The sequence below is a fragment of the Allocellulophaga tsushimaensis genome (assembly GCF_055383085.1).
This window is the reverse complement of record NZ_AP039451.1, coordinates 4,155,357-4,180,817: the sequence shown is the minus strand read 5'-3', so window position 1 is coordinate 4,180,817 and position 25,461 is coordinate 4,155,357. Positions and strand designations below refer to the sequence as shown.

General features: G+C 33.0%; 21 protein-coding genes. 7 read left to right on the top strand and 14 right to left on the bottom strand.

What is annotated here, in order from left to right; all coding sequences use genetic code 11:
• Nucleotides 1-152 precede the first annotated feature (152 nt).
• From ACZ451_RS17950 to ACZ451_RS17940, 3 genes are all read left to right on the top strand, one after another.
• Entirely contained in the window at nt 153-1,262 is a 1,110-nt protein-coding gene (locus ACZ451_RS17950) for a twin-arginine translocation signal domain-containing protein (protein WP_464214788.1), read from the top strand.
• A 95-nt stretch (nt 1,263-1,357) separates the two neighbouring features.
• A complete protein-coding gene (locus ACZ451_RS17945) occupies nt 1,358-2,734 on the top strand; it encodes a DUF2231 domain-containing protein (RefSeq protein ID WP_464214787.1) in 1,377 nt (458 codons plus the stop codon).
• 160 nt (nt 2,735-2,894) lie between these two features.
• Nucleotides 2,895-3,347: a hypothetical protein gene (locus ACZ451_RS17940; RefSeq protein ID WP_464214786.1), complete on the top strand. Its 453-nt coding sequence runs from the start codon at nt 2,895-2,897 to the stop codon at nt 3,345-3,347.
• A 46-nt stretch (nt 3,348-3,393) separates the two neighbouring features.
• On the opposite strand, the gene ACZ451_RS17935 is transcribed toward ACZ451_RS17940, so the two are convergent.
• Complete coding sequence (locus ACZ451_RS17935; RefSeq protein ID WP_464214785.1) at nt 3,394-4,653, bottom strand: serine hydrolase domain-containing protein; 1,260 nt, start codon at nt 4,651-4,653, stop codon at nt 3,394-3,396.
• Nucleotides 4,654-4,957: 304 nt separating this feature from the next.
• Between ACZ451_RS17935 and ACZ451_RS17930 the strand changes: the two genes are divergently transcribed.
• On the top strand, nt 4,958-6,484 hold the full coding sequence (locus ACZ451_RS17930; protein WP_464214784.1) for a sulfatase family protein: 1,527 nt from the start codon (nt 4,958-4,960) through the stop codon (nt 6,482-6,484).
• Nucleotides 6,485-6,677: 193 nt separating this feature from the next.
• On the opposite strand, the gene ACZ451_RS17925 is transcribed toward ACZ451_RS17930, so the two are convergent.
• The 3 genes from ACZ451_RS17925 to ACZ451_RS17915 all read right to left on the bottom strand — a co-directional run bounded on the left by ACZ451_RS17925 (nt 6,678) and on the right by ACZ451_RS17915 (nt 8,309).
• Nucleotides 6,678-6,971 (bottom strand): hypothetical protein, encoded by a 294-nt coding sequence (locus ACZ451_RS17925; RefSeq protein WP_464214783.1) that lies wholly within the window; start codon nt 6,969-6,971, stop codon nt 6,678-6,680.
• Nucleotides 6,972-6,976: 5 nt separating this feature from the next.
• Entirely contained in the window at nt 6,977-7,504 is a 528-nt protein-coding gene (locus tag ACZ451_RS17920; protein ID WP_464214782.1) for a hypothetical protein, read from the bottom strand.
• Between the two features lie 211 nt (nt 7,505-7,715).
• Nucleotides 7,716-8,309: a methyltransferase domain-containing protein gene (locus tag ACZ451_RS17915; protein ID WP_464216941.1), complete on the bottom strand. Its 594-nt coding sequence runs from the start codon at nt 8,307-8,309 to the stop codon at nt 7,716-7,718.
• Nucleotides 8,310-8,474: 165 nt separating this feature from the next.
• Between ACZ451_RS17915 and ACZ451_RS17910 the strand changes: the two genes are divergently transcribed.
• The gene (locus ACZ451_RS17910) at nt 8,475-11,705 is read left to right on the top strand and encodes a S41 family peptidase (RefSeq protein ID WP_464214781.1); all 3,231 of its coding nucleotides are present in this window, start codon (nt 8,475-8,477) and stop codon (nt 11,703-11,705) included.
• A 51-nt stretch (nt 11,706-11,756) separates the two neighbouring features.
• Nucleotides 11,757-12,224, top strand: a complete 468-nt coding sequence (locus tag ACZ451_RS17905) for a DUF4265 domain-containing protein (RefSeq protein WP_464214780.1) — start codon at nt 11,757-11,759, stop codon at nt 12,222-12,224.
• 29 nt (nt 12,225-12,253) lie between these two features.
• On the opposite strand, the gene ACZ451_RS17900 is transcribed toward ACZ451_RS17905, so the two are convergent.
• The 10 genes from ACZ451_RS17900 to ACZ451_RS17855 all read right to left on the bottom strand — a co-directional run bounded on the left by ACZ451_RS17900 (nt 12,254) and on the right by ACZ451_RS17855 (nt 22,279).
• The gene (locus ACZ451_RS17900) at nt 12,254-13,501 is read right to left on the bottom strand and encodes a metal-dependent hydrolase family protein (protein WP_464214779.1); all 1,248 of its coding nucleotides are present in this window, start codon (nt 13,499-13,501) and stop codon (nt 12,254-12,256) included.
• Nucleotides 13,502-13,504: 3 nt separating this feature from the next.
• Nucleotides 13,505-14,890, bottom strand: a complete 1,386-nt coding sequence (locus tag ACZ451_RS17895; protein ID WP_464214778.1) for an amidohydrolase family protein — start codon at nt 14,888-14,890, stop codon at nt 13,505-13,507.
• Nucleotides 14,891-14,901: 11 nt separating this feature from the next.
• A complete protein-coding gene (locus tag ACZ451_RS17890; protein WP_464214777.1) occupies nt 14,902-16,305 on the bottom strand; it encodes an amidohydrolase family protein in 1,404 nt (467 codons plus the stop codon).
• A gap of 159 nt (nt 16,306-16,464) precedes the next feature.
• Complete coding sequence (locus ACZ451_RS17885) at nt 16,465-17,232, bottom strand: CDP-alcohol phosphatidyltransferase family protein (protein WP_464214776.1); 768 nt, start codon at nt 17,230-17,232, stop codon at nt 16,465-16,467.
• A 201-nt stretch (nt 17,233-17,433) separates the two neighbouring features.
• Nucleotides 17,434-18,291, bottom strand: a complete 858-nt coding sequence (locus ACZ451_RS17880; protein WP_464214775.1) for a cyanophycinase — start codon at nt 18,289-18,291, stop codon at nt 17,434-17,436.
• 21 nt (nt 18,292-18,312) lie between these two features.
• The gene (locus ACZ451_RS17875) at nt 18,313-19,140 is read right to left on the bottom strand and encodes a class I SAM-dependent methyltransferase (protein WP_464214774.1); all 828 of its coding nucleotides are present in this window, start codon (nt 19,138-19,140) and stop codon (nt 18,313-18,315) included.
• A 13-nt stretch (nt 19,141-19,153) separates the two neighbouring features.
• Nucleotides 19,154-20,077 (bottom strand): ThuA domain-containing protein, encoded by a 924-nt coding sequence (locus ACZ451_RS17870; RefSeq protein ID WP_464214773.1) that lies wholly within the window; start codon nt 20,075-20,077, stop codon nt 19,154-19,156.
• Between the two features lie 14 nt (nt 20,078-20,091).
• A complete protein-coding gene (locus ACZ451_RS17865; protein ID WP_464214772.1) occupies nt 20,092-20,874 on the bottom strand; it encodes a hypothetical protein in 783 nt (260 codons plus the stop codon).
• A gap of 11 nt (nt 20,875-20,885) precedes the next feature.
• Complete coding sequence (locus ACZ451_RS17860; RefSeq protein WP_464214771.1) at nt 20,886-21,464, bottom strand: YdeI/OmpD-associated family protein; 579 nt, start codon at nt 21,462-21,464, stop codon at nt 20,886-20,888.
• Between the two features lie 5 nt (nt 21,465-21,469).
• On the bottom strand, nt 21,470-22,279 hold the full coding sequence (locus tag ACZ451_RS17855) for an arginase family protein (RefSeq protein WP_464214770.1): 810 nt from the start codon (nt 22,277-22,279) through the stop codon (nt 21,470-21,472).
• Nucleotides 22,280-22,433: 154 nt separating this feature from the next.
• Between ACZ451_RS17855 and ACZ451_RS17850 the strand changes: the two genes are divergently transcribed.
• On the top strand, nt 22,434-25,457 hold the full coding sequence (locus ACZ451_RS17850) for a ThuA domain-containing protein (protein ID WP_464214769.1): 3,024 nt from the start codon (nt 22,434-22,436) through the stop codon (nt 25,455-25,457).
• Nucleotides 25,458-25,461 lie beyond the last annotated feature (4 nt).

The following is a 25,461-nucleotide window of genomic DNA, read 5'->3' as shown; positions in this document are numbered from 1 at the left end:
GCATAAATAAATTGTTGACTGAGCGTAGTCGAAGTCAAAGAAAAGATATATGTTGTTGAACGAACGAAGCAGAAGTAAAAAAAGATATTAAGTTGTTGACTGAGCGTAATCGAAGTCAAAAAAAATAATCAAGTGCCAAAAACCAATAAATTATGAGTTCAAGAAGAAATTTTATTAAAAAAACAACAGTAGTAGGGGCAGGTTTAGCCGCTGCTCCATCTTTTGGAATGAACCTTTTTAAAGGAGAGGCACCAGATGATACTCAGATTATTGGTCATGGCGATTTTAAATATAAAATCCATCGCGATTGGGCAAAAATGAGTGTCAGTCAAAATCCAATATTCAATTGCCATGAAATGCAGATGGATTCAAAAGGGCGTTTATTAATGTTGGGAGACCATACACAAAATAACATGTTTGTTTTTGATAAGTCTGGTAAATTATTAGATACTTGGGGCACACGTTATCCTGGCGGACATGGACTTACCTTACATGACGAAGGAGGAGAAGATGTATTATATATCTGCGATTGTGGTTGGCTACAAGATAAAAATGGAGAATGGCACAGGCAAGCAGGTTTAGTGCATAAAACAAAAGTAGATGGGAAGTTAATTTTTACACTTCCAGATCCACGGACTATTGGAGCGTATTCGCATGATATGGAATATATGCCTACAGAAACAGCAGTTGGCCCTAATGGAGATCTTTATGTGGCAGATGGGTATGGATCTAACTATATTTTACAGTTTAACCATAAAGGAGAATTTATCCGCAAATTTGGCGGGATGAAAAATGAAAATCCAGAGCACAACTTAAATCAAGCACATGGTGTTGCTATAGACTATAGAGATAAAAATAATCCAGTAGTTATTTGTACTTCTCGTAACGAATATTCTTTTAAATGGTACACTTTAGACGGCAAGTATATTAAAACAGTTACTATGCCAGGAGCAATGGTATGTCGCCCTGTTATAGATGATGAAAATATTTATGCAGGCGTATGTTGGTCTACAACAAGAGAAGGTAAAAACTGGGTGCAGGATACTGGTTTTGTAACCATTTTAGATGGAGAAAATAAAGTAGTTTCCAATCCTGGTGGAGAAGCTCCTGTATATAAAAAAGGAAAATTACAACAGATGTATCAGGCAGAAAAACCAACCTTTAATCATGGGCATGATGTATTTATTGATGAAGATAAAAGTTTGTATATCTGCCAATGGAATGCCAACAGAACTCCACCGATTAAATTAGAAAGAGTATAATTAGCTTTTGGCATTTAACCATTAGCTTTTGATTAGTATTAAAAAGCCAACAGTCAGAGGTCAACAGCCAATGGCATTGAGCGAAAGCGAAATAAATGAACGAAGTACCAGATTTTGTATTATTTGTAGGAAGATTTCATCCTTTAGTGGTTCACTTACCCGTCGGGATTCTTCTTTTTGCAGCATTATTAGAAGGAGCGGCACGTTTTACCAAAAACGATAGTTTTAGAAGTATTATGCCTTTTACCTTATTAATGGGCGCTATAAGTGCTGTTTTTGCCTGTATTATGGGTTATATGCTCTCTTTAAGTGGTGACTATGAAGGCGAAACATTAGATTGGCACCTATGGTTTGGAGTAGCAACTACAGTAGTTGCATTTTTAGCATGGTTATTTAGCATTGGTAAATTAAGTAAAGAAGGCTTAAAAGGAAAGCCTTATTTTGTTTCAGTAGTGCTAATTGCTATTTTATTAAGTATTACAGGTCACTATGGCGGTAGCCTTACCCATGGCGAAGAATATTTATTTGTATATGCACCTTGGGCAGAAAAAGAAGAAGTTGTAGTAATTACCGATGTAAATGAAGCAAGAATTTATGCAGATTTAGTGCAACCTATCTTAGATGAAAAATGTATTAGTTGCCATCGTTCTGGGAAGAAAAAAGGAGAACTTTCCATGGAAGATATTGCATCGCTTTTAAAAGGAGGCAAACATGGGGATATTATCGTTGCTGGGGATACAAATGCTTCTGAAATGATTACCCGTGTAACCTTAAATCCAAACAATGAAGAATTTATGCCTCCTGATGGTAAAACACCATTAACAGAAGAAGAAATAACCTTGCTAAAATATTGGGTAGGAGAAGCTAAAGCAGATCCAGAATTGAAGATGGGAGGGTTAGAAACTCCTGAAGAAGTTAAGCTATTAGCTATGGCAGAATTAGGCTTGGACGAAAAATCAATGGCAAAAGCTAGTTTAGCAAATGTGAGTGAAGTACCAATGGATGCTTTAAATGCATTGCAACAAGCAGGCTATAATGTAAGAGAATTAGTAGCCGGTTCTAATTTATATGATATCGATTTACCAAGTGCTGCTGTTGTAAATTTAGATGCATCAGCTTTAAAAGAAAAGTTAACCTTATTAGATCCAGCAAAAGGAAATATACAACGACTCTCTTTAGACGGATTAGGCATTACAGACGATATGTTAAGCGTACTGTCTGGGCTTAGCAATCTAGAGCAATTAAAGTTAGATAAAAACCCTATTACAGATAATGGAATTTCGGCTTTAAAGGGCTTACAGAACCTTAAATCTTTGAATGTCTACAGTACAAAAATCTCAAAGCAAGCATTGCTAGATGCCGCCCAATTAGAAAAGCTACAGCGTATTTTTGTTTGGAACACCAATATTACCAAAGAAGATGTAGCTGTTTTCAAAACTGAAAATGATAGGTTAGAGGTTGTTATGGAGTAAGTCTTAAAAATTACTAATTACTATAATTTATATAGAAACCACTGGTAAAGTTGTGGTTTAGGAAATGCGAGTGAGAGATGTATTTGTAATCGCAGTAAACTTTGTTGTGATAGCATACAAAAGAATGTTTTTAAATTACCTGAATAAATAAAATATTTGTGTGAAAAAAGCACATCATATAGGTGGATTATATTGTTATTTAAGACAGCTGGCATTATCTCTAGATAGAAGAGAAAGAGATAATGATATTAATTTGAGGATTTTCTTTGAAAAAAGAATGAACCCTAAACTTGTATTGTCTTATTATAAGAATAATCAATATGAATTGGTTGATCTACTAAACAAGAATCAATTTGATAATATATTGTTACTTTTAGAAATTTATAGTAATTATTTAGAAATTTTACATAACAATACGGAAGAGCTAACAGAACTTCGAATGAAGTTATCTCTATTTTGTTTAGAACTTGAAGAAAAAGTCTCTGTGCTAGAAAAAAGAAAATTTGATAAAGTAGAGCATTATAATCAGAACCATATATCAAGCACTTATTCTTTAATTACATTAGTTCCAGAATGGGTTAATTTAGTAAGTAATCCCTCCACTAGCTCTTAATTTTTGACTAGTGCCGTTATTGAGAAATGTCTCGTCCTAAAAAAGTTTACAAAGAAACTGTTTCAAGATTTGTATTGTAAGCATTTCTGATAAGCTCTCGCAAGTCTGGAATAACAGTTCTTGCTAGTTTAGAATTCGAATTTAATAATACACAAATCCCTAAATCTGCTTCAGGGTATAATGCAATTTCATTTCTAAAGTTATTTACACTACCGCCATGGTGCAATATAGTAGTTTCGGCATTATTTTCTTTAAACGTATGAATACGCCATCCAAAACCATAAGCAGATGTTAAATGCCCTGCCCAACGTTGGTAATATTTGCTTTTACCTTTTAAAGTTATAAAAGGTGTAAAGGCATCCTTTATATTAGCCAATTTAGCAACTTCTGGATTATGTCCTAATAAAAAACGCATCCATTTACCCATATCTAATGCACTTGCGTTAATACCGCCAGCAGCTATAGCGTTATAATATTTATTTTTTAAGGCTAAACTTCTCCATCCATTCTTTCTACGAGAATGAGGTATAGCAATATTTTCTGTTGCTAATAAAGTATTATGATCCATAGAAACTCCCGACATTCCTAAGGGGGTGAAAAAACGATTGTTTAATAAGGTTTGTATTTGCTCTCCGGTCGTTTTATATAATACTTCTTGAACTATAGCATACATAGCATTTTGATAACTATACATCGTTCCAGGTTCACTTATAGGGTTCACTTCATTAAAGTGTTTCGCAATAGTTGCAATGGGTAAGTTTGCTTCTACTAAATTGGTATAGCTATGATATGGTGTACCAGCGGTATGCGATAAAATATGTGATAGTGTTACTTTAGCGGTGTTTATTTGATTCCCTAATTGAAATTCGGGAATATAATCTGTAATTTTATCATCCCAAGAAAATTTCCCTTCATTTTTTAAGTCAGCCGCCAAAATACCAGCAAAACCTTTGGATAAAGATCCTAGTCTAAATACTGTTTTCCCATTAACCTTGGCTTTATTATGAATATCTCTTTTGCCATAACCTTCAGATATTACAATAGAATCTCCTTTTACGATACTTACACCTGCACCCACAATATCACCAGCCAAAATTGCCTTTTCAAAATAAGTGTTTATAGCATTTTGTAATTCTTGTTTCTGAAAATTATAGGTTTTCACAAATTCTTTATCAACTAATATTTGTTCAGGAATAACTGTTGTAATCGCATCTTTAGGTACTACAGGATGCTTTTTAAATGCTGTTATGATAAAATAACCGCTAAGTACTAAAGAAATTGCTATTAAAAATTTTATGGGACGCACTGATTAATAAGGTTAAGATTAATGAATAAAGTTGATATAATATTAACTACTAATCTTTGTATTTATTTTAACTGTTTTGTGTTTTATGATTTTTAGAACATTTTTTAACATTTAGTAGTAGTTTTTAAGATGGTTTTTTCATAATTTTTTAAGGAAAGTAAGAAGTTTCTAAATTTTCTGAACATATACCTTTAACCTTAAAATAGCCTTACTGTATGCCAGTATACTCATATTTAAAGGCTCTTAAATCATTGCATCTTTTAAAGATCTTCTTACTTTTATAGAATTCATAAACTGGCTTACAATGAAATGCTATAAAAAAATACTCTTATTAGTTCTGCTAACTATTTTAACGAGCCAAGTGAAGGCACTCCAAAACCAACAAAAGCCTAATGTTGTAGTTGTACTAGCGGATGATATTGGCTTAGGAGATATTTCTGCTTATAGAAAGTTACATTCTAAAAATATTATTGTAAAAACACCAGTTTTAGATCAGTTAATGAAAGAAGGAATCTATTTTACAGATGCACATTCTCCTACAGCCTTATGTGCGCCATCAAGATATAGTATCATGACAGGAAATACCACATATAGAAGTTATGCACCATGGGGAGTATGGGGATCTTACCAACGTTCTCCTATTAAAAAAAATGAGCTAACCTTAGGTAAATTAATGAAAAAAGCTGGGTACCAAACGGCATTTTTTGGGAAATGGCATTTAGGAGGAGACTGGCTTAGGAAAAATGACCCTAAAACAATTTATAGAGGCCCTAGAAATAATCCGCAGTTAGATGTTGATGTTTCTAAAATTGTTGGAGGTGGTCCACAACAAAATGGGTTTGACTATAGTTTTATGTTTCCTGCAGGAATTCAGGATGTTCCTTATCTCGTTATGGAGGATAGTCAATGGTATCCTTTAGATAAAAATTCTAAAATAGACTTTATTACACAACAAAAAATGAATGCGCTATCGTTTACTTTAGATAAAGATGAAGGTTTAGGCGATAGCCATTGGAATCCGTATAAGGCAGGACCTCTATTGGTGCATAAAGCAATAAACTATATAGATCAAGTAAATAATAGCACTCCATTTTTTATGTACTATTGTGCGCTAGCGGTGCATAAACCGCATACTCCTTCTGATCTTTTAGACGAAAAGAAAATAAAAGGAACTACACCAGATTATCATTTAGATATGATTGTAGAATTAGATGTACAAATGGGAATGCTTATTAAGGCCTTAAAAAAGAAAGGGGTTTATGAGAATACCGTATTTATTTTTACATCGGATAATGGAGGACTTATTTTTAAAAAAACGCTAGAAACTGGTCATAGGTCTAGTGATATCTATAGGGGCGGGAAAAATCAGATTTATGAGGGTGGACATAGAGTTCCTATGATTGTAAGTTGGCCCAAAGAGATCAAAGGAAATAGAGCATCAAAATTACCAGTTTCTGGAATGGATATATTGGCCACTCTTGCTGGAATTACAGGAGAAACGATTCCAGAAAATCAAGCTAAAGATTCTTATAATTTATTGCCTATTCTAAAAGGAAATACAAATGCTTCCTCTTCTAAATACTTAATGTTACAGGGTGGCACAGCAAGACAATTAGCCTTTAGAGATGGAGATTGGAAACTTATCATACAAACAGATAAGAAAGCTAATAGAACACCTATGGCTTTATTTAATTTGAAAGTATCTCCTTCTGAAAAAGAAAAAGATAATCTTATTCATCATCCAAAACACCAAAAAAGAATTCAAATGATGCTAGCTCGGTATAATAAAATTAGAACTAGTGGAATAGCGACAAATAAGTTGGTAAATTAGGCATTCATCTTATTTTTTAGTAAAATCTTGGCTCAATACTTCGATCCTCAGACCGATTTCTTTCATGTGATCCAAGACATATATTTAACTTTTAGATCTTTAATTTAATGCTAAGAGGTGATGTAAACTAAGTATTCTTTTGAGGTTTAATGCTAAAGCTTTTATAAATTCAATTGCCAATACATTAGATTATCTAATCGTCTAAAATCATTTTTAATTCTTGTTCACTCAAAGAAAAACCTAATCGTTTTATTACAAGTAACTTGCCTAAATATTTAGCTTTATGAGCACTTTTCTTACTATTTTCAATAAGTTTACGGGTATTTTCATCAGATGCTATAGCATCGTTTAAATTGCTTTGCTCTTCTTTCTTTACAGCTACTTCTTCTAATAAAAATAGAAGTTTAGCCATAGCCTCTTCTTTAGTAAGCTGCTCTTTTTCTATTAAAGTTTTTAAATTTTTAAACTCTTCTAATAATTTTTCCATAAAAACTATGCTTTAGAACTTTTTTCGTTTTTTAGAAGTTTAATAATTTCTAAAGTTTCTTGGTACACTTGGTCTTCTAAAACATGTTGCTTTTTACTGTGCTTCATCACTATTTTGAATATAATTAAAACCACTAAAAATATGGATGAGGTACCCAAAGCATATAAATATAAAAAAACATCATCAGATGGAAGATCTGGTCTAAATATCCAAACAAATTGAATACAATAACAATAGGCGGGAATTGCACAAGAAAGAATATAGGGTTTTAACTTTAAAGCGATTACTAAAAGAATTATAATTGCACTTGTTGATTGCATTAAAGTCCACATAAAATCTGAATAACTATAATACCCATATGTATTTTCACCTTCAATGCCTAAAAAATCGAGAACCTTATCTAGATACAAAAGTAATCCAGATAAGGCAATCATTACAGAAGCAATAATTCTACTAGTCGTTCCTTCCTGTTTGGTCTCCGACTCTTCTAATTCTTCTTTTATTGCTTTCGGTATTAATTTCTGATTCTTCATTTTCTAATTCTGTTTTTGAACACGATTCAAAAATAGTAGTTGCTGTAAATAGTAATATACATAAGCAAATACTTCTGATTACTCTTTTCATTTTGTTTTAGATTAAAGTTATACAGACTTCAATCTAGTTAAATGAGTATCATTTTTTTCTAATTTATTAAGTAAGTTTTACAAAACTTATTAAATAAATCAGGATAAAAGATACAACTAATTATTGTTTTACAAATATTCCAAACAATTCATTGCCATTTCGTTCTGGAATAGAATTGTAACAAGGCTCAAAAGTGTGTATTTTAAAATAAGGCTCTAAATAACTTAAATACAAAGTTTTGTTCCCACCAAATGGTCGCTTTTCCATATTGTCAGTGAGCGGCATGCTAAACCAAAGTCCAACCAATTTACCATTGGCCTGCAATAGTTTTGCCATTTGTTTGGCATAGGCATTTCTGTTGGCGTCTGTAGGCACAAAAGAACAGAAAAAAGTCTGCTCAAAAATAAGATCATAAGTCGCTTGATGTTGAAAAAAATCTTCTTGTATCAACTGGCTACCTGGAAAATCTGGATTACGTTTTTTAAATTCTTGTAGTGGAATTTTAGAAATATCCATTACATATACATTTTTAAAACCTTTAGTCCAAAGATATTCCGCTTCATATGCATTGCCTGCACCTGGAATTAAAATAGTTTTACTTTTATCAGTTAACTGATCTACATAAGTTTTAATAGGGGTAGAGGGGTAACCAATATCCCAGCCGGTTTGTTCTTCTTTATAACGTTGTGTCCAGTATTTTTCTTCTTTATTAATCACAATAAATAGTAGTATTGGTCAAGTGCTATTTTAGTAAACAGCTGAGAAATGATTTAGTTTACATAATGTTATGTTAAAATTAAGTATTCCTAATGTAGGATACAACAATGAAGCTCTATAATTTCTGTATCTTTCGCTCGTTTTTTTACAAACGATAAGACTATGAAAACTAAATTATTTTTTTTAACCTGTATACTTTTTCCAATAGTTAGTGTAGCTCAAATTACACCACAATGGGCGCGTTACCCTGCTATTTCTCCTGATGGTAAAACAATAGCGTTTACCTACAAAGGTGATTTATATTCTGTTTCTTCTTTTGGGGGTGAAGCAAAACAACTTACTTTCCACAAAGCACATGATTACAGGGCTGTATGGAGTAAAGATGGAAAAAAAATAGCTTTTGCATCAGACCGTTATGGAAACTTTGATATTTACATTATGGATGCTAAAGGTGGTGATGCTCAACGTTTAACTTTTCATAGTGCAGATGAAACGCCTTATTCTTTTTCTGCAGACAATACTAATGTGTTATTTGGAGCAACAAGACAAGATGCTGTTTTGCATAGGCAATACCCCACCAGTGCGCAACCAGAATTGTATAGTGTAGCCACTAAAGGCTCTCGCGTGCAACAAGTCTTTACAATACCTGTAGAAGATATTCAGGTAAATAAAGAAGGTACTCAAATGATATATCATGATAAAAAAGGATATGAAAATGAATTTAGAAAGCATCATACTTCATCAATAACAAGAGATTTATGGCTGTATAATAAGGCAACAGATAAGCATACTATGATTACATCTCGCGCTGGAGAAGATAGAACACCTGTTTTTTCTAAAGATGAAAATTCTATTTATTATCTGAGTGAAGAAAGTGGTTCTTTTAACATCTATAAAAAGAATTTAAAAAGTGAAGTTATCCCAATAAAACTTACCAATTTTAAAAAACATCCAATCCGTTCTTTAAGTAGCGGTAATGGGGTGTTATCTTTTACCTATGATGGTGAATTGTATACGCTGGTAGACGGCGAATCTCCAAAAAAAGTAGCTATACAAATTCGGACACAAGCAGGCAGTAATTTAGATAAGTATGTTAGTATTAATGGCAATGTTAGTGAAATGACAATTTCTCCGAATGGTAAAGAAATTGCATTTATTTCTAGAGGAGAAGTATTTGTTACTTCCATTGATGGTACACTAACCAAAAGACTTACTAATACTCCAGAACAAGAGCGCTTTGTAACCTTTACTTCTAGCGGTGATGCAGTTGCTTACGCTAGTGAACGGGATGGTAAATGGAGCATATATCAAACTAAAAAAATACGTTCCGAAGAACCTTTTTTCTTTGCAGCTACTGTTTTTAAAGAAGAGGCTGTTATTCGTAATACTTCGGATAATTATGCTCCACAATTTTCGCCAGACGGAAAGTTTATAGCATATTTAGAAAACAGAAGATCACTTAAAGTAATGGATTTAAAATCTAAAAAGGAAGTTACCCTACTAACTCCTGAAGATTTATATCATTTTTATGAAGGGGATAAATATTTTAAATGGAGCCCAGATAGTAAATGGTTGTTAACACAATGGGGAGTTACTTTAAGTAATAATGAGATATATTTATTGGCTTCTGATGGAACAAAGAAAATTAATTTAACAGAAAGTGGATATCAAGACTTTTCTCCGCAATGGGTAAATAATGGAAAACAAATGTTATGGTTTTCTAACCGTAATGGCCTTAAGAGTTATGCAACGAGTGGAAGAACTGAATTAGATGTATACAGTATGTTTTTTACTCAAGATGGTTGGGATCAATTTAATATGACGAAGGAAGAGTATGACTTGATGAAATTGCTAAAGGAAAAAACAGAAAAAAAATCAGAAGAGCCTGCTAAAAAAGATAAAAAGAAAAAGGGAGAAGCTAAAAAAGCGAAAGCTTTAAAACCATTAACTTTTGATTGGGATGATTTAAATGAAAGAAAATCTCGCTTAACCATACATTCTTCTAGTTTAGGAGATGCGGTATTATCTAAAGACGGTGAAAAATTATATTATTTAGCTCGTTTTGAGAAAAACTTAAACCTTTGGGAAACGGAAATACGAACCAAAAAAACAAAACAGCTTATTTCACTTGGAGCAAGATCAGCCAGTTTACAATGGGATAAAAAGCAAGAGCATTTATTTTTATTAGCAGATGGTAGCATCTCTAAAGTAAACCTAAAAGCGGGCAGTACAAAAGGAGTAAAGATTAATTCTGAAATGGAATTAGACATGGGTGCAGAAAGAGCGTATATGTTTAACCATATTTGGCAGCAAACAAATGCTATTTTTTACCATTCTAATTTTCACGGAATAGACTGGGAAGATATGAAAAAGGAATATGAAAAGTATCTTCCACATATTGGAAATTCGTATGAGTTTGCAGAGCTTAGCTCAGAATTATTAGGAGAGTTAAACGTATCTCATGCAGGTGCCGGTTACAGTGATAATATTGCTAATGGCGATAAAACGGCATCACTTGGTATTTTTATGGACTACGAACACCAAGGAAATGGGATTAAAATTGCTGAAATTATAAAAGGGGGTCCTCTAGATAAGGCTGCTTTTAAATTAAAGCCTGGGATGTTAATTGAAAAAATTAATGGAGAAATTATAGTACCAAATAGAGATGTAGCTAGCTATCTTAATAGAATAGAAGATAATTTTACCTTATTAGATGTTTTAGACGCAAAAGGGGTACGCAAACAAATAACGGTTAAACCAATTTCTTTACGTGCAAAAAACCGTTTGCTTTATAAAAGATGGGTAAAACAAAATGAAAAAGAAGTAGCCAAAAAAAGTAATGGAACGCTAGGCTATGTACATATTCCAGGAATGAGTGATGAGCCTTACCGTACTATTTATGATCAAATGATGGGTAAATTTTTTAATAAAAAAGGAGTTATTGTAGATACTAGATTTAATGGAGGTGGAGATTTGGTTGCCGATTTAGCAATGTTCTTTACAGGAGAAGCTTTTTTATCTTATGAAACTGAAAAGAAAGTGGTTGGCGGTGAACCAACCTCTAGATGGACAAAACCCACTTTAGCCATGTTTAACGAATCTATGTATAGCGATGGATCTTGTTTTGCAAGTGGTTATGTAGATTTAAAAATTGGTAAAACAGTAGGGATGCCTGTACCTGGCACTTGTAGTTTTGCAGGTTGGGAAGGTTTACCAGATGGCAGTGTATGGGGCGTAGTGCCAATAAGTGCAAAAAACAAAGCAGGGGAATGGATGGAAAATAACCAGACTAATCCTATGATTAGGGTGAAAAATATGCCAGGGATTATTGATAAAGGTCGTGATGAGCAATTAGAACGTTCTATTAAAGAATTGTTAGAAGAGGTGGAGTAATTAGATAGGAGTTTATTATTTTTTCTTAATGAATAATAATTACTAATCATATTGAAAGAAATAGATAAAAACGGTTTGTCTTTAGAAAAAGTTTTTTTTGATTTAGACAATAGTGAATGGCATAGAAATAGTTCAGAAAGCCTTTGGGTAGAAAAACTTAATGATATTACTTATCGATTAAAAAACTCTCCATTTTATGTAAAAGGAGTTAGTTTTAAAGATATTATTGAAGTAGTTTTTAATGATGATAAACTGATTTTTAAGAAAGTAATTAAACATAGTCATCATTCAACCTATAGAATCTTTTTATTAAATGGAAATTCTAAAGAAAAATTTAATAAATATTGGGGTAATTTAGAAAGAATAGGATGTACCTATGAGCAAGCAAATGATAAATTTTACTCTATTGATGTACCAAAAAATACAGATATAAATCAGGCTTACAAATTTTTAGAGTTAGGTTTAGACAAAGGAGTGTGGGATTTTGAAGAAGGACACTGTGGTCATATTCTCGATTAGTAATTCTGTCTTGAACAAAAAAATGAATACTATTCTTTATAAATATCCCCATCCTTCATTACAAAACGAACCGCTTTCATTTTAGAAATATCTTTTATAGGGTTGCCCTCCACAGCAATAAGATCTGCTAAAAAGCCTTGTTGTACTTTTCCTAAACCTTCTAAATGAAAAACGCTAGCATTTACTGCAGTAGCCGATTGTAATACTTTTAAAGGTTCCATACCATACGCAACCATTAATTCTAATTCTTTATAGTTTTCGCCATGTGTAAAAACACCAACATCACCACCAAATACAATAGTAACTCCAGATGCTAATGCATTTTTAAAGGATGCTTTTTTTCTTTTGATCCGATCTGTATCGGGATCTTTGCCTTTTTTCCAACCATTATAGGTTGCTATAGATTCGCCCGCAGCTAGGGTAGGGCAAAGAGCAACTCCTTTTTCTTTCATCAACTTAAAAACTTCTAAGGTACCATGATCTCCATGTTCTATAGTTTCTACACCGCCTAAAACAGCTCTTTTTATTCCTTCTACAGTGCTTGCATGTGCTACTACATATCTACCAGCACTTGTTGCCGTGGCTACCATCGCTTTAATTTCGGAAAGTAAAAATGTAGGTTGAGACGGTTCTCCTTTCCCCCAACGGTAATCGGCATAAATTTTTATAAAATCAGCACCATTGCCCAATTGGCGTCGTACTGTTTTAATAACTTCGTCTGTTCCACTTGCTGGTTCTGCACCTAAAGGTACCGTAACGCCATCATGAAAACCTTTAGGGCCATAGGCACCAGTAGCTACAATGGCTGGCCCAGCAACTAATAATCTAGGACCAGGAATAATGCCATCTTCAATTGTTTTTTTAACATACACATCGGTATACCCGGCACCTTCCGAACCTAAGTCTCGTATAGTGGTAATACCAGCCATAAGAGCGTTTTTCACATGAATGGTAGCTCGTACAGCGCGTTCTACAGGAGATTCTTTTAGCACCTGATCGTTCCAATTTGTTTCGTTATAGGGATGTAATAAAACATGCGAATGCCCTTCTATAAGACCAGGCATTAAAGTAGTTCCTTTTAATATTATGGTTTTTGTTTTTTTGGGGACTTGTAAACCAGTCCGTAAACCTGCATAAGAAATTGTATTTCCTTCAACCAGAACTACCCAGTTGTTATGTATTGTTTCTCCATCAAAAACCCGATCGGGTACCAATAATGTTTGGGAATATAGATTAAAACATAAGGTGAAAAAGAAGAGTGAAAGAATATTTTTCATAAGTTATTGCTTTGCTGCGCTTTGGGCTATCATAGCTAGTTTGTTATTAATTTCTGTCTTAGAAATCCATTTACCTTCTAACATTACGCCCTCTATATGGCTTAAGTGTTCAATATTTTCTAATGGATTTTTAGTCAATAATACCAAATCTGCATTCATACCTTCTTTAATTTCTCCAAAAGTATCTTGCATCCCAAAATACTGGGCTGGGTTTACAGTACCTGCTTGTAAAATTTCCAAAGCTGTCATTCCTCCATTTCGCATTCCTTTTACTTCATGTATTATAGAAAACCCTGGGACATTAAATAATTGTGGCGCATCAGACCCTAATAGCATTCCATATCCATTTGCTTGTAGTTTTTTAATCAATTGCCTGCGTACGGCATCAAAACGCTGCCATTTTGCTTTAGTGAAATGCTGCTCTTTTTCATAACGTAATTTTGTTTTTTTCCAATTTTCTAATGTGCTTTTTGGCATGTATTTCATTTCTGGTTCTGCTAAAAGCACATCTGCATCTGTGGGAGCAAACCAACGCTCAAAAAGACTTTGTGTGGGAACAATCCAGACTTTATTTTCTTTCGCTATTTTAACCAACCCATCAATTTTTGTGGTATCTGCCAATAGGCTAAAGTTATAACCAAAAAAGCCATTGTCATCTGCATTTACATTTGCAGATTTAGGCACTAAACCTTCTAAAAAACCATCAATATGGTCTATAGAAGCGTATTTGCTTTCTAAAGCATGTTCAATCCCTACAGCTACAGGAACATGGCCTGCAAAAGGAATCCCAACTTTGTTGGCAGTTTGTACAGCAGCATCAAAGACCTCTTTTTTTATACCAGGATGCATTTTTAAAAAATCATAACCTTCTTTTTTATATTGCGTTACTTTAGCAATAGCTACCTCTTTAGTAGGTATAGAATTTCCATTTAAAGATGGACTTGCAGTATATATTTTAGGACTTAAAATATGCTTTTTTTTAGCATTTTCTCTAAGTGCTAAATGCGCAGGATGCCCTAACATACCTCTAATAGTTGTTACTCCGTTTGCTAGATATAAAAAAAGTACATCTTCTGTACGTTGTTTAGAAGTAGGTGGTTGTGGAATATGGGCATGCATTTCTGCTAAACCTGGAATAACAAAATAGCCCGAACCATCAATTATAGTTGTGTATTTTACCTGATTTGGAGCACTGTTTAAAATACGCTTTATTTTACCAGAGTCAATAACAATATAACGTTGCTTTTCTATGACTCCTGTTTTAACATCTATAATATTTACATTCGAAATTAATTGAGCCGTTGAAGCTATTTTTGCTTCTTTTTCTTTGGGTTTGGTATGGCAAGCCAACAGAAAAATAATGGATAGGAGTATACTTATGTGTTTCATTGGTATAAATTTTAATGTTGAATGGCAGCTTTTAAGAAGCCTTTCAATTCTTTTTGTGTGTATATAGTTCCATTTTTAATGACCATAAAAATAGCTTTTGTATTTTTTATATCTTCTAAAGGGTTTTTATCTAACAAAAGAAGATCCGCTATTTTTTCTTCTGAAATAGTACCATAGTTTTCTTTTTTAAGAAACTTTGCTCCATTATAGCTTGTAGTTTGTAATGCATTTAAAGGAGATAATCCGTTTGCAACCATTTCTTCTAATTCTTTGTGTAATGATATGCCAGGATAGGTATAGGAATTAAAAGCACCACTGTCCGAACCTGCTAAAAGCCCAACACCGGCATTATGTAAGGAATGGGTTAATTTTCCAAAAAAAACATCCAATTCCTTGCGATTCTTTCTGGCTTGTTTGGATGCGTTTAAAGCCCCTTTAATTCTTCCTTCATAGGTTTTGATAATTCCAGAACCCATATACTTTAAATAGGGGTCATTGGTATGATCTACTTCATCTAAATAACTTAAGATTTTCCCAATATGAAGTGTGGGTACCACGTATACATTATTTTCTTTTAGAGAAGCAAAGGTTTTTTGAGCAGTACTATCTTGATAATTTTGCATTAAAGCAGGCATCGCTTGCCAGAATCCAATTTCTTTACGGTTTAGCTGTTGGGTAATTTCTTGCTCATTACTAGCACAGCCTTTCATAATGTAATATAAATGTTCAATAGCATCGATCCCTGCAGTAACGGTTTCATCTAAGGTAACTGTAAAAGGCATATGCCCAGAAGTAATTAATCCTCTTTTTTCTGTTTCTCTTATTGTTTTTAAATAGTTTTCTCCAGAAATACGACTATCATATAATTTTACAAAATCGGTTTGTAATGTTTGCAAAGAGTCTAATACTTTTTTTATGTCGGCTTCATTTTCAACTTCTAAAGAACCTGCCCAAGTACCATTTGGGCCATCAATTTTTGGACCTGAAGTAAATATAGTAGGACCAATTAATTCACCGTTTTTAATAGCAGTATTCCACTTTTGTACAGCTGTAGTAAGATCACCACCTGCATCTCTAACTGTTGTAATACCGTTTGCTATAAATAAGTTCAGGAAATTTTTGTTGGCTTTAATTAAAGTATCGCCACCTCTAAAATGTACATGGTTGTCCCATAAACCCGGAATAATATATTTATCTGTAGCATCAACTACTGTGTGTGCTATGGCTTGTATTTTTACATCCGCAGGTGTTGTTTTTTTGATAATACCGTCTGTAATATAGATATTTTCTTTGCTAATAGTACCTGTTTCTATGGCAATGATATTCCCGTTTTGGATAATAAGGTCATATGATTCTTTCTCTTCTGAACAATTGATAGAAAGAATATAAATAAGGATTAAAAAAAATCTATTCATTTAGTAATTTTTAATGTAATTGTAAAAGCTACGCTACAAATTACAAATATTGCAGTATAATACTGTTATTTTAAATTTGAAAAGGGGTTTTAAATAGTGAATCATTATAGATCCTCGACTTTAATATTGATATAGTAGCTAGTGTAGTTTTTTAATCCATTAGCGATTTACAAATTTTCTTAAACCAATAAAAACAAATATAAATAAGGAATAGCCTATAAAAAACGGAATGATATAACTACTATAACCTAAAGCTAGCATTAATCCAATTAATAACAATTGAAACCCTAAGCCGAAAGTAGAAACTGCTGTCATTAACCAATTTGGGAGATGTTTAGATTTTGCAGCTTTACGATCCATAGCGTAAATAATTTGATCAAAAATACCATAACATAAAGTATATAGTTTAAAAAGGATATTTACATTTCGTTGTTTTTCCCCCTTTAGTGCTTTAGGCGTTTCTTCTTCAAAAACTCTGCTAGTAGTATCGCCATTGTATTTATTTCTAAGAATTACATAATAATAATTATATAATGTACCCTGTAATTGTAAGCCAAAAAAAGCGAGTAATGTATATGCTAAAGAACCCTTAGTAATATACCAGATCGTTATCAGTAAAAGAAGATTCAAAATAATATCGGAAACTGAATCTAGATATCTTCCGGTATGGGATGGTGTGCTTTTTACTCTTGCTAATTCACCATCAGCAGCATCTAAAATAGATTTTAAGACCAGAAAAAAAACTGTAGACCAATAAAATTGATTTAAAATACAAACAATAGCTAGTAATCCAGATATAATGAACGCTATGGTAACATGTATGGGAGTAAAAGAAGTCTTTTTTAGAGAATTTGCAATATATTTTGCAATGGGTCTACCATAATCGGATAGGTCCAAAAATTGATTTTTTTCGGGTAATTTTGACATTGTACTAAAAACCCTAAAACAGAAAACAACGAACGGAAACACGCTAGCGGAGTACACTCTTTAGAGTCTTTGCAAAAGTACTATTAAATTTATAATTTGTTGGTAAGGAAAAAAGTTACTATAATTGAGATTTAAAAGCCTCATAGCTTAGTTATTCTTAAATTTAAATTGTTTTGTTCAGTAAAATATCAAGTGAGTTTATTATTCAATAACTTTTCTTTCTTTTAAATCATACTTATCGCCTCTTTGCAGATGGTAAAAACGAGATGTTACAGGAGGTATTGTTTTTAAATTAGTCCCTTCTCTAGACCAGAAAGTACCATCATAAATCAATGCTTTTCCGTCTCCAATAACATCAAAAGTATTGCCTTGTACAACAATTGCGGTTCTTTCATCTATGCCAATACCTAGTAATTTAGGTTTATTTTTAAGAATATCAAACATATCAAATTGTCTATTTCGAGCAGTTACATGCTGGTCTATAGCGATATTTTTTATAAAACCAAAACCTTCTTCATGGTCACCCATCATAATCTGATTGTTTTTTGTGTCTCCACGTGCTAAATAAGAGCCTTGGATCGTTGCTCCGGCAGAAGAACCACCGATAACACCACCTTTATTTAGAATTTCCCAAAACATTTTTTCGGATTTAGTACCAGCATATATATCTACAAGATGCCACTGCCTTCCGCCGCCAAACCAAACAGCTTTAGCTTCTTTTAATGGTTTTATAAACGCATCAGAATTGGCTACTTTTTTATCGTAAGTATGTAAAAGGGTAACTTTTTTAGCACCGTAATCTCGTAGTAGTTTTGCAAAGTAATAATTATCATTAAAGTTCCTATCACCACCCGCTGTAGGGATTACTACTATTGGAGCATCAATTCCGCCAGCTAAATGAATAAACCTTTTTACAATGGTATCTACAACACGTCCACCACCCACAATAACTAAAGAACCTTTTTCTGGGCCAGTAGTAATAACTTCTTTTTCTTGAGCGCAAGCAGTTGTTAAAGAAAACAATGCTATGATGATGTTAAAGTAAATGGCTTTTTTCATAAATTTTTAATTTTAGTAGTTTTAGTATGATAGATGCAATTCAAAATGAATATTCTTCTTACTTTCTTCTTTATCTATAATAATAATCCCTTGTTCATACATATCTATTGAAAAATTTACATCAGGATTACTTTTTATAATTTCCCAAGCTTCAACCATTCCTTTACTCCAATTAATATCATCAAAAATATAAATTGTGGGTCCTATTAATCTAGATTTTAGTTCCTCAAAATAACTTATGGTAGGTTGTTTCTGATGATTTCCATCTATAAATAAAATATTAAAGTTATGATTTTCTGCTATTAATTTAGGAAAGGTATCATCATATAAGCCCTGTTTTATATCATATTTATCTTTAGGGGCTAATTGTGTAAAACGCTTTGAAGTGAGTTCGCATAATTGTGCTAAACCCTCCATTGATATAAATTTACTCGCTTTTTTATGTTTTAAAGCATGTAATATATAAGAGCCAGAAATACCCACATTGGTTCCTAATTCTAGAAAAACTGGGACTTCTATCTGTTTTGTAATAGCATATAAAAACTGACACCATTTTTTGCTAGAAGCAGCTCTTTTACATATTGTTGCAACGCTTGCTTCTTCTTCAGAATTAAAAATGGCGTATGAAATAAGATCTTGGTTAGCTAATAATTCTGTTCTATAATTTTCTACTTCATCAAATGCTGCCAGATCTTCTGGTGTAAAATTTTGATTTTTTACGGTTTTAAAAGCAGTCAGGTATTTTTGTAATGTGCTATTCTTATATGAAGCAATTTCTTTAAGAGCTTTATGCTGATTAAACCTTCTTTTAAAAATGGTTGTATGTTTTTTTAGTTTTTTAATAATCATTTCTTCAGTACTGCTATTTATTTTTCAAAACTACTGTATCCAATTCAATTTTGGTAGCTGTTGGGAAATTAGATGGTATTTTATAAGTAGTATGGCCAGTTGCTAACCATTCTGTAGCTCTTATTAAAGTAGTTTGGAAACCAATACACCTGTAACTATCTGGGTAAATTTCTCCTTTCCATAAATGTCCCATACTAGAATTATATACATTTCCTTTACCATAGCTAACGACCCATTCTACAGGCCAATTAGTGTTGGTTTTGGTGTCTTTAGCATAAGATAGGATTGTTATGTTTTCAGCAGTACCACGAGCATATTTATAGAGCTCCATATTTGGTGTTTTCCATGCTAATGGATATGATTTGTGTATTGGATGTTTCGCTAATATATAGATAACTTCATCATTTCTTGGTCCATGAAACGTATCTTTTCCTTGCCCTATAGGAATTTCTTTTAGACTTCCATTTTCTAACACTTGTATGGCTTTCCCGTTTTCTTTTGTACGCCAGCCCAAACCTATCATCTTATCATATGCTTCCCAATGTGTAAAAGCATTATTTGCAGAATGTAAAATATATAAACCACCTCCTTTTTTTACATATTTTTCTAAGCGCTTTTCAATTTTCTTCGGCCATCTTATAGCAGTATTATGAATGTTATTGGTGTTTTGAATAACAACATCATATTTTTTGAATTTTGGATTCCAATACTTCCAATTTACATCTTGGGCAGTAGCGGGAGTGGTACTAATAGTTACTTTAAATAATCCGGATGTATCCAAAATATGTTTCACTACAGTAGTGGTTTGTTTCCAGTTATGATTGCTAAAACCATCTACAATTAAAACGGAAATTTTTTTATGCTTTGCTTGCGAATATGAGATGGTTATGTTTATGGTGAATAGAAAAAGCACCAAATAAAAGTAGTTTCTTTTCATATTATACTCCAATATTAGTTGGCAATTGCATCTAGAAAAGGTTTCATGTCTAGCAATTTAATATCGTCTCTTTTTCTCAATTCTCTTAAAAACCAACCTTTATGTCCGGCACCATACGTAATTAGAATTCGCTTGCCTTTATAACGATGCTTTTCCAAAGCTTTTTCAATATGCCAATAATGTGCAATATTAATATTATCCCAACCTCCAAGACCTAATTCTACATTAAAACGTTCATTATAAACTTGTAATACAATGTCTTGGATACTATCGTACGTATTAGTATGAATAAAATAGGGGTCGTTTACTTTTCCTATAGCTTTATATATAGAATCTGATCTTTTGTTAGCGGTAACATATGCTTTCCAATCTTCTGTTCTAGTACTGTCTTGACTTATAGCTCTTAATTTTTTTTGACGTTCTAAAGCCATAGGCCTTGTCCATCCAGCAGTAGGAATTATTTCAAAATTCATTTCCTTGGTCAATGGAAAAATTACATCTGTATACTCAGGAAAACGCATTACTCTGGGTTCAGAGATGCTATCATCTTTTTTAAAGCCTTTCATGGCCATTTCAAAACGGTCTGGTGGAATCTCAGTAAGGATATAATCTGGTTTTATTTCTTTAATTAGTTTCGTTAAATATGCGGTGTTATATACACTATCGGTAAGATGTCCACTGTGTATGGCACCTAGCACAAGAACTTCATTTAAAGGCTTTTTGGGTATATTTTGATGGCAATTAGTGATGCTAATAAAAAGTAATAGCGTGGTAAAATATATCGTTTTTATGTTCATTTTAGATGGTATTAGCGTCCTTCTTGATGCATTTTTATATTGGCTTTGCAAAGTTTTATAATTTCAGCAATCCTTTTTTGTTGGGTAGCCTCTCTTTTAGCATTGTTTAGCCAATAAAGATAACTTTTTCGTTGCCCTTTGGTAAAAGAAATAAAATTTTTAAAGGCAATAGGGTTCTCATTAAAAGCAGCTTGTAAGTCTTGCGGAATAATTCCGTTTTCTACATTATCTAGAGCAGTCCAGGAACCATTTTCTTTGGCAATTTTAATTTTTTCTAATCCACTTTGGTGCATCAACCCGTTTGCAGTAAGTATTTTTATATAGTCTTTGTTAACTTTGCTCCAGGCACTTTTTATTTTTCTGGGACAGAAATATTGCCTTCTTTTTCCATTTCCTAAGCTTTTTACCGTACTGTCTATCCAACCATAGCATAAGGCTACTTTTACAGCTTCTTCCCACCGCATACTTTCATTGGGGTGTGCTAACTTGTAAAAAATAAGATAAATCCCTTCTGTTTGGGTATGGTTTACTGTAAGCCAAGCTCTCCATTCCGCATCATTTTTAAAATAATATTCTTGTACTCCTTCCAATTTCTTTACTTTTTCATCAATAAATTTATGATTCCATTGATAGGCTCTAATTCTATTACATTTGTTGTTATAGATTCTAAAACACTGCTCCCTACAATTGTAAATTTATCTTGCAGTATTTTAATACAATCTTCAGCTTCTTTAATACCTATACCTCCTGGAACTTGGTAATAGGTTTTATCATATTCTTTTGGTTCCAAGCTATCAAAATCAAAATGAAGGTATAAATGTGTTATCTTCTTTTGTTTTAATGTTTGTACCAAATTAGCATTATTTGTTTTTTTAGGCGCATATATATTTCCTTTTTTAATTCGTATTTGCTCTGCGGTATCGATATCTCTTAACCCAACATAATGTATTTGACTTTCATTAATTGTTGTAGAAAGTAAATCGTCCATATGATGATTTCCTTCTCCTAATAGTGTGCGTAGCGGCATTCCATGAAAGTTGCAACTAGCGGAATCACAGGCTTTGTTAATATCTGCATGCGCATCAAACCATATGACTCCTAAATTTGGATACTTTTTATTGAGATAGGATACCGGTACAATTTCTAAGCCACAATCGCCTCCTATAGTTTGTAGGGTTGTTGGGTTTTCTTTTTCAAGAATTTTTTTAAACCTACTTAATTGTTCCGTTATGGCATTATAATTATGGATACCATATACTTTTCCTTCTTGACTATTAGCAGCAATTGTGGCTAAAGGAATCTGTAAAAATGTAGGATTATTTAAATAATCTAAAATAGCTTTGGCTCCAGGTTCTATATGTATTCCAGTTCCGGAACCCTGCCATTGGGGGAAATAAATTTTCATTTTTTCTTTAAAGGTATACTTTTTCAAAAAACACTTTGTAAAACTAGCCTACCTTTTATTGCTAAATATTTGCAAAAATAACTGAATAATCGAATTGATTTAATAGTTATTCTTATTTTGGTAGTCGGTTTCTAAATCCCGTTAAATTTTCTGTATGAAAAAAATATATGTCTTATTTTTTATCTTTTTTGGGTTGCTATTAAATTCTTGTGGAGATGAAAAAGAAAGAACACCTAAAGTACTTGTTTTTACTAAAACAATGGCTTATCGTCATAATGCTATCCCAACAGGTATTGCTGCAATTCAAAAATTAGGAATAGATAATGGCTTTAAGGTAGATACTACTGAGAATAGCGAATTATTTAATGAAGAAAATTTAAAACAATATAGTGCTATTATCTTTTTAAATACTTCAGGAAATGTTTTAGATCATTACCAAGAAGCTGCTTTTGAACGATACATTCAGGCTGGAGGAGCTTATGTTGGTATTCATGGTGCCGCAGATACAGAATATGATTGGGGTTGGTATAACCAATTAGTAGGAGCTCACTTTAAAAGTCATCCTGACGGAACGCTAGAAGCTGATTTTGTAATACAAGACAAAGAATTTGCAGCAACTCGTTTTTTTAAAGAGACCGTTTGGCATAGAAAAGATGAGTTATACAATTACAAGAAAATGAATTTAGATTCCCTTCATGTAGTAATGACATTAGATGAGGCTACCTATAAAGGGGGTACACATGGAGATGAACATCCAATTGCTTGGTATCATGATTATGATGGTGGCAGATCTTTTTATACTGGAGCTGGGCATACCCAAGAAAGTTATGAAGAAGAAAATTTCTTAAAGCACATTTTAGGAGGGATACAATATGCAATTGGAGACAACTTACCATTAGATTATACTAAGGTTAGTTCTCAAATACCACCAGATATGGATCGGTTCACGAAAGTAACCCTTAAATTTGGTGATTTTTTTGAACCTACTGAAATGACCGTTCTGCCTAATAGAGATATTTTATTAGCAGAACGAAGGGGAGATATTTACCGCTACTCAGAAGAAACGCAAGAACTAGAACAAGTGGCTAAACTTGATGTTTATTTTAAAGTAAAAGATGCAGTAGATGTTAATGCAGAAGAAGGTTTAATGGGCTTGCAGAAAGATCCTGATTTTGAAAATAATCATTGGATATATGCCTATTACAGTCCAACAGGTGACAAATGGATAAATAGATTATCTCGTTTTACTTTTAAAGATGGTGTTTTTGATCTAAAGTCCGAACAAATTATTTTAGAATTATATAGCCAACGAGAAATCTGTTGCCATACTGGGGGTTCTATTACTTTTGATACAGATGGTTTGTTGTATTTGTCTACAGGGGATAATGCTACGCCATTTAATGAAAAAGGAGTTGCATATGCCAATGATGGTTACGCTCCACTCAACGAAATTAAAGACAAACACCAATATGATGCCAGTAGGTCTTCTGGTAACACTAACGATTTAAGAGGTAAAATCATTAGAATTAAAGTTGAAGAAAACGGTACATATACTATACCGGAAGGAAATTTATTTCCTGAAGGGACTCCAAAAACCAAACCCGAAATTTATACCATGGGGCACCGTAACCCATACAGGATCTCTGTAGATCGTAAAAATGGATATCTCTATTGGGGTGAGGTAGGACCAGATGCTAGAGAAGATAATTTGGATACCCGTGGACCAAGAGGATATGATGAAATGAATCAGGCAAAAGCGCCAGGTAATTTTGGATGGCCATTTTTTGTAGCTGATAATAAACCTTATGTTGCTTTTGATTATGAAACAGGTGAAAGTGGTGAAAAATTTAATCCAGAAAAGCCAATCAATAATTCCATAAATAATACCGGATTAAAAGAACTTCCAAAAGCTATGCCTGCCTATGTATATTATCCATATGTAGATACGCCAGATTTTCCGCAAGTTGGCTCTGGAGGCAGAAATGCAATGGCAGGACCAGTTATTTATACGGATTTACATCCTTATGCTAAAGAATTACCAAGCTATTACGATGGAAAATTAATTGTTTATGATTGGATGCGAGGTTGGATGAAAGCCATAAGCTTTTTTCCTAATGGAGATTTTAATAAAATGGAACCTTTTGCAGAAAATGTAGAAATTAATAGCCTTATAGATATGGAATTAGGACCAGATGGTCGTATTTATCTTTTGGAATACGGTAGCGGTTGGTTTACTAAAAATGCAAATTCTAGTTTGGGCTACATCCAATATAATTCTGGAAATAGAGCTCCTACAATTGAGGCTATGACAGTAGATCATACTTCAGGGAAAGTCCCGCTTACGATACATGCAAAAGTAAGTGCTACGGATAAAGAAGAGGATGCCTTAACTTATATATGGAATTTTGGTAATGGAATAGTAAAACGTTCTACTACACCAGAAATGACTTACACATATAAACAAGCAGGTGAATATGCAGTTTCTGTTACTGTTAAAGATAATGATACACGAGTAAAAAGTGATTCAAAAATAATTACAGCTGGTAATTCCAGACCAAAAGTGACTATAGAATTGATAGATACAAACACTACTTTTACAATTGGAGAACCAGTACAGTATAGGGTGAAAGTTGCTGATCCTGATAGTAAAAATACAATCAACCCAGATCATATTTATGTTTCTGTAGACTATAGAGCTGGTTTTGATGAGGCAAATAAATCTTTGGGACACCAACAAGTGTCTGCTACAGTTACTGGAAAGACATTAACACAATCAATGGATTGTAAAACCTGTCATAAAGAAGCCAGTTCTTCAGTGGGGCCAAATTATACAGCCGTTTCTCAGAAATATAAAAATGATACAAATGCTTTTGCATACTTACAACAGAAAATCGTTTCCGGAGGTACAGGAGTATGGGGAGAGGTAGTAATGCCCGCACACCCCAATATTACTAAAGAAGAATCCAGGCAATTGGTGACCTATATTTTGTCTTTAGCTGATACCAATACCAAGAAAAAATCTTTACCAATAGCAGGAAGTATTATTCCTAAACCTGCAAACGGAGATAAGGTAATGGTGATTACAGCGAGTTATACAGATGATGGAGGGGACGGTGATAAACCACTAACAGGAACGGGAACAACGCAATTAAAATTAAAAGAGTCTTTAGATAAATAGATGG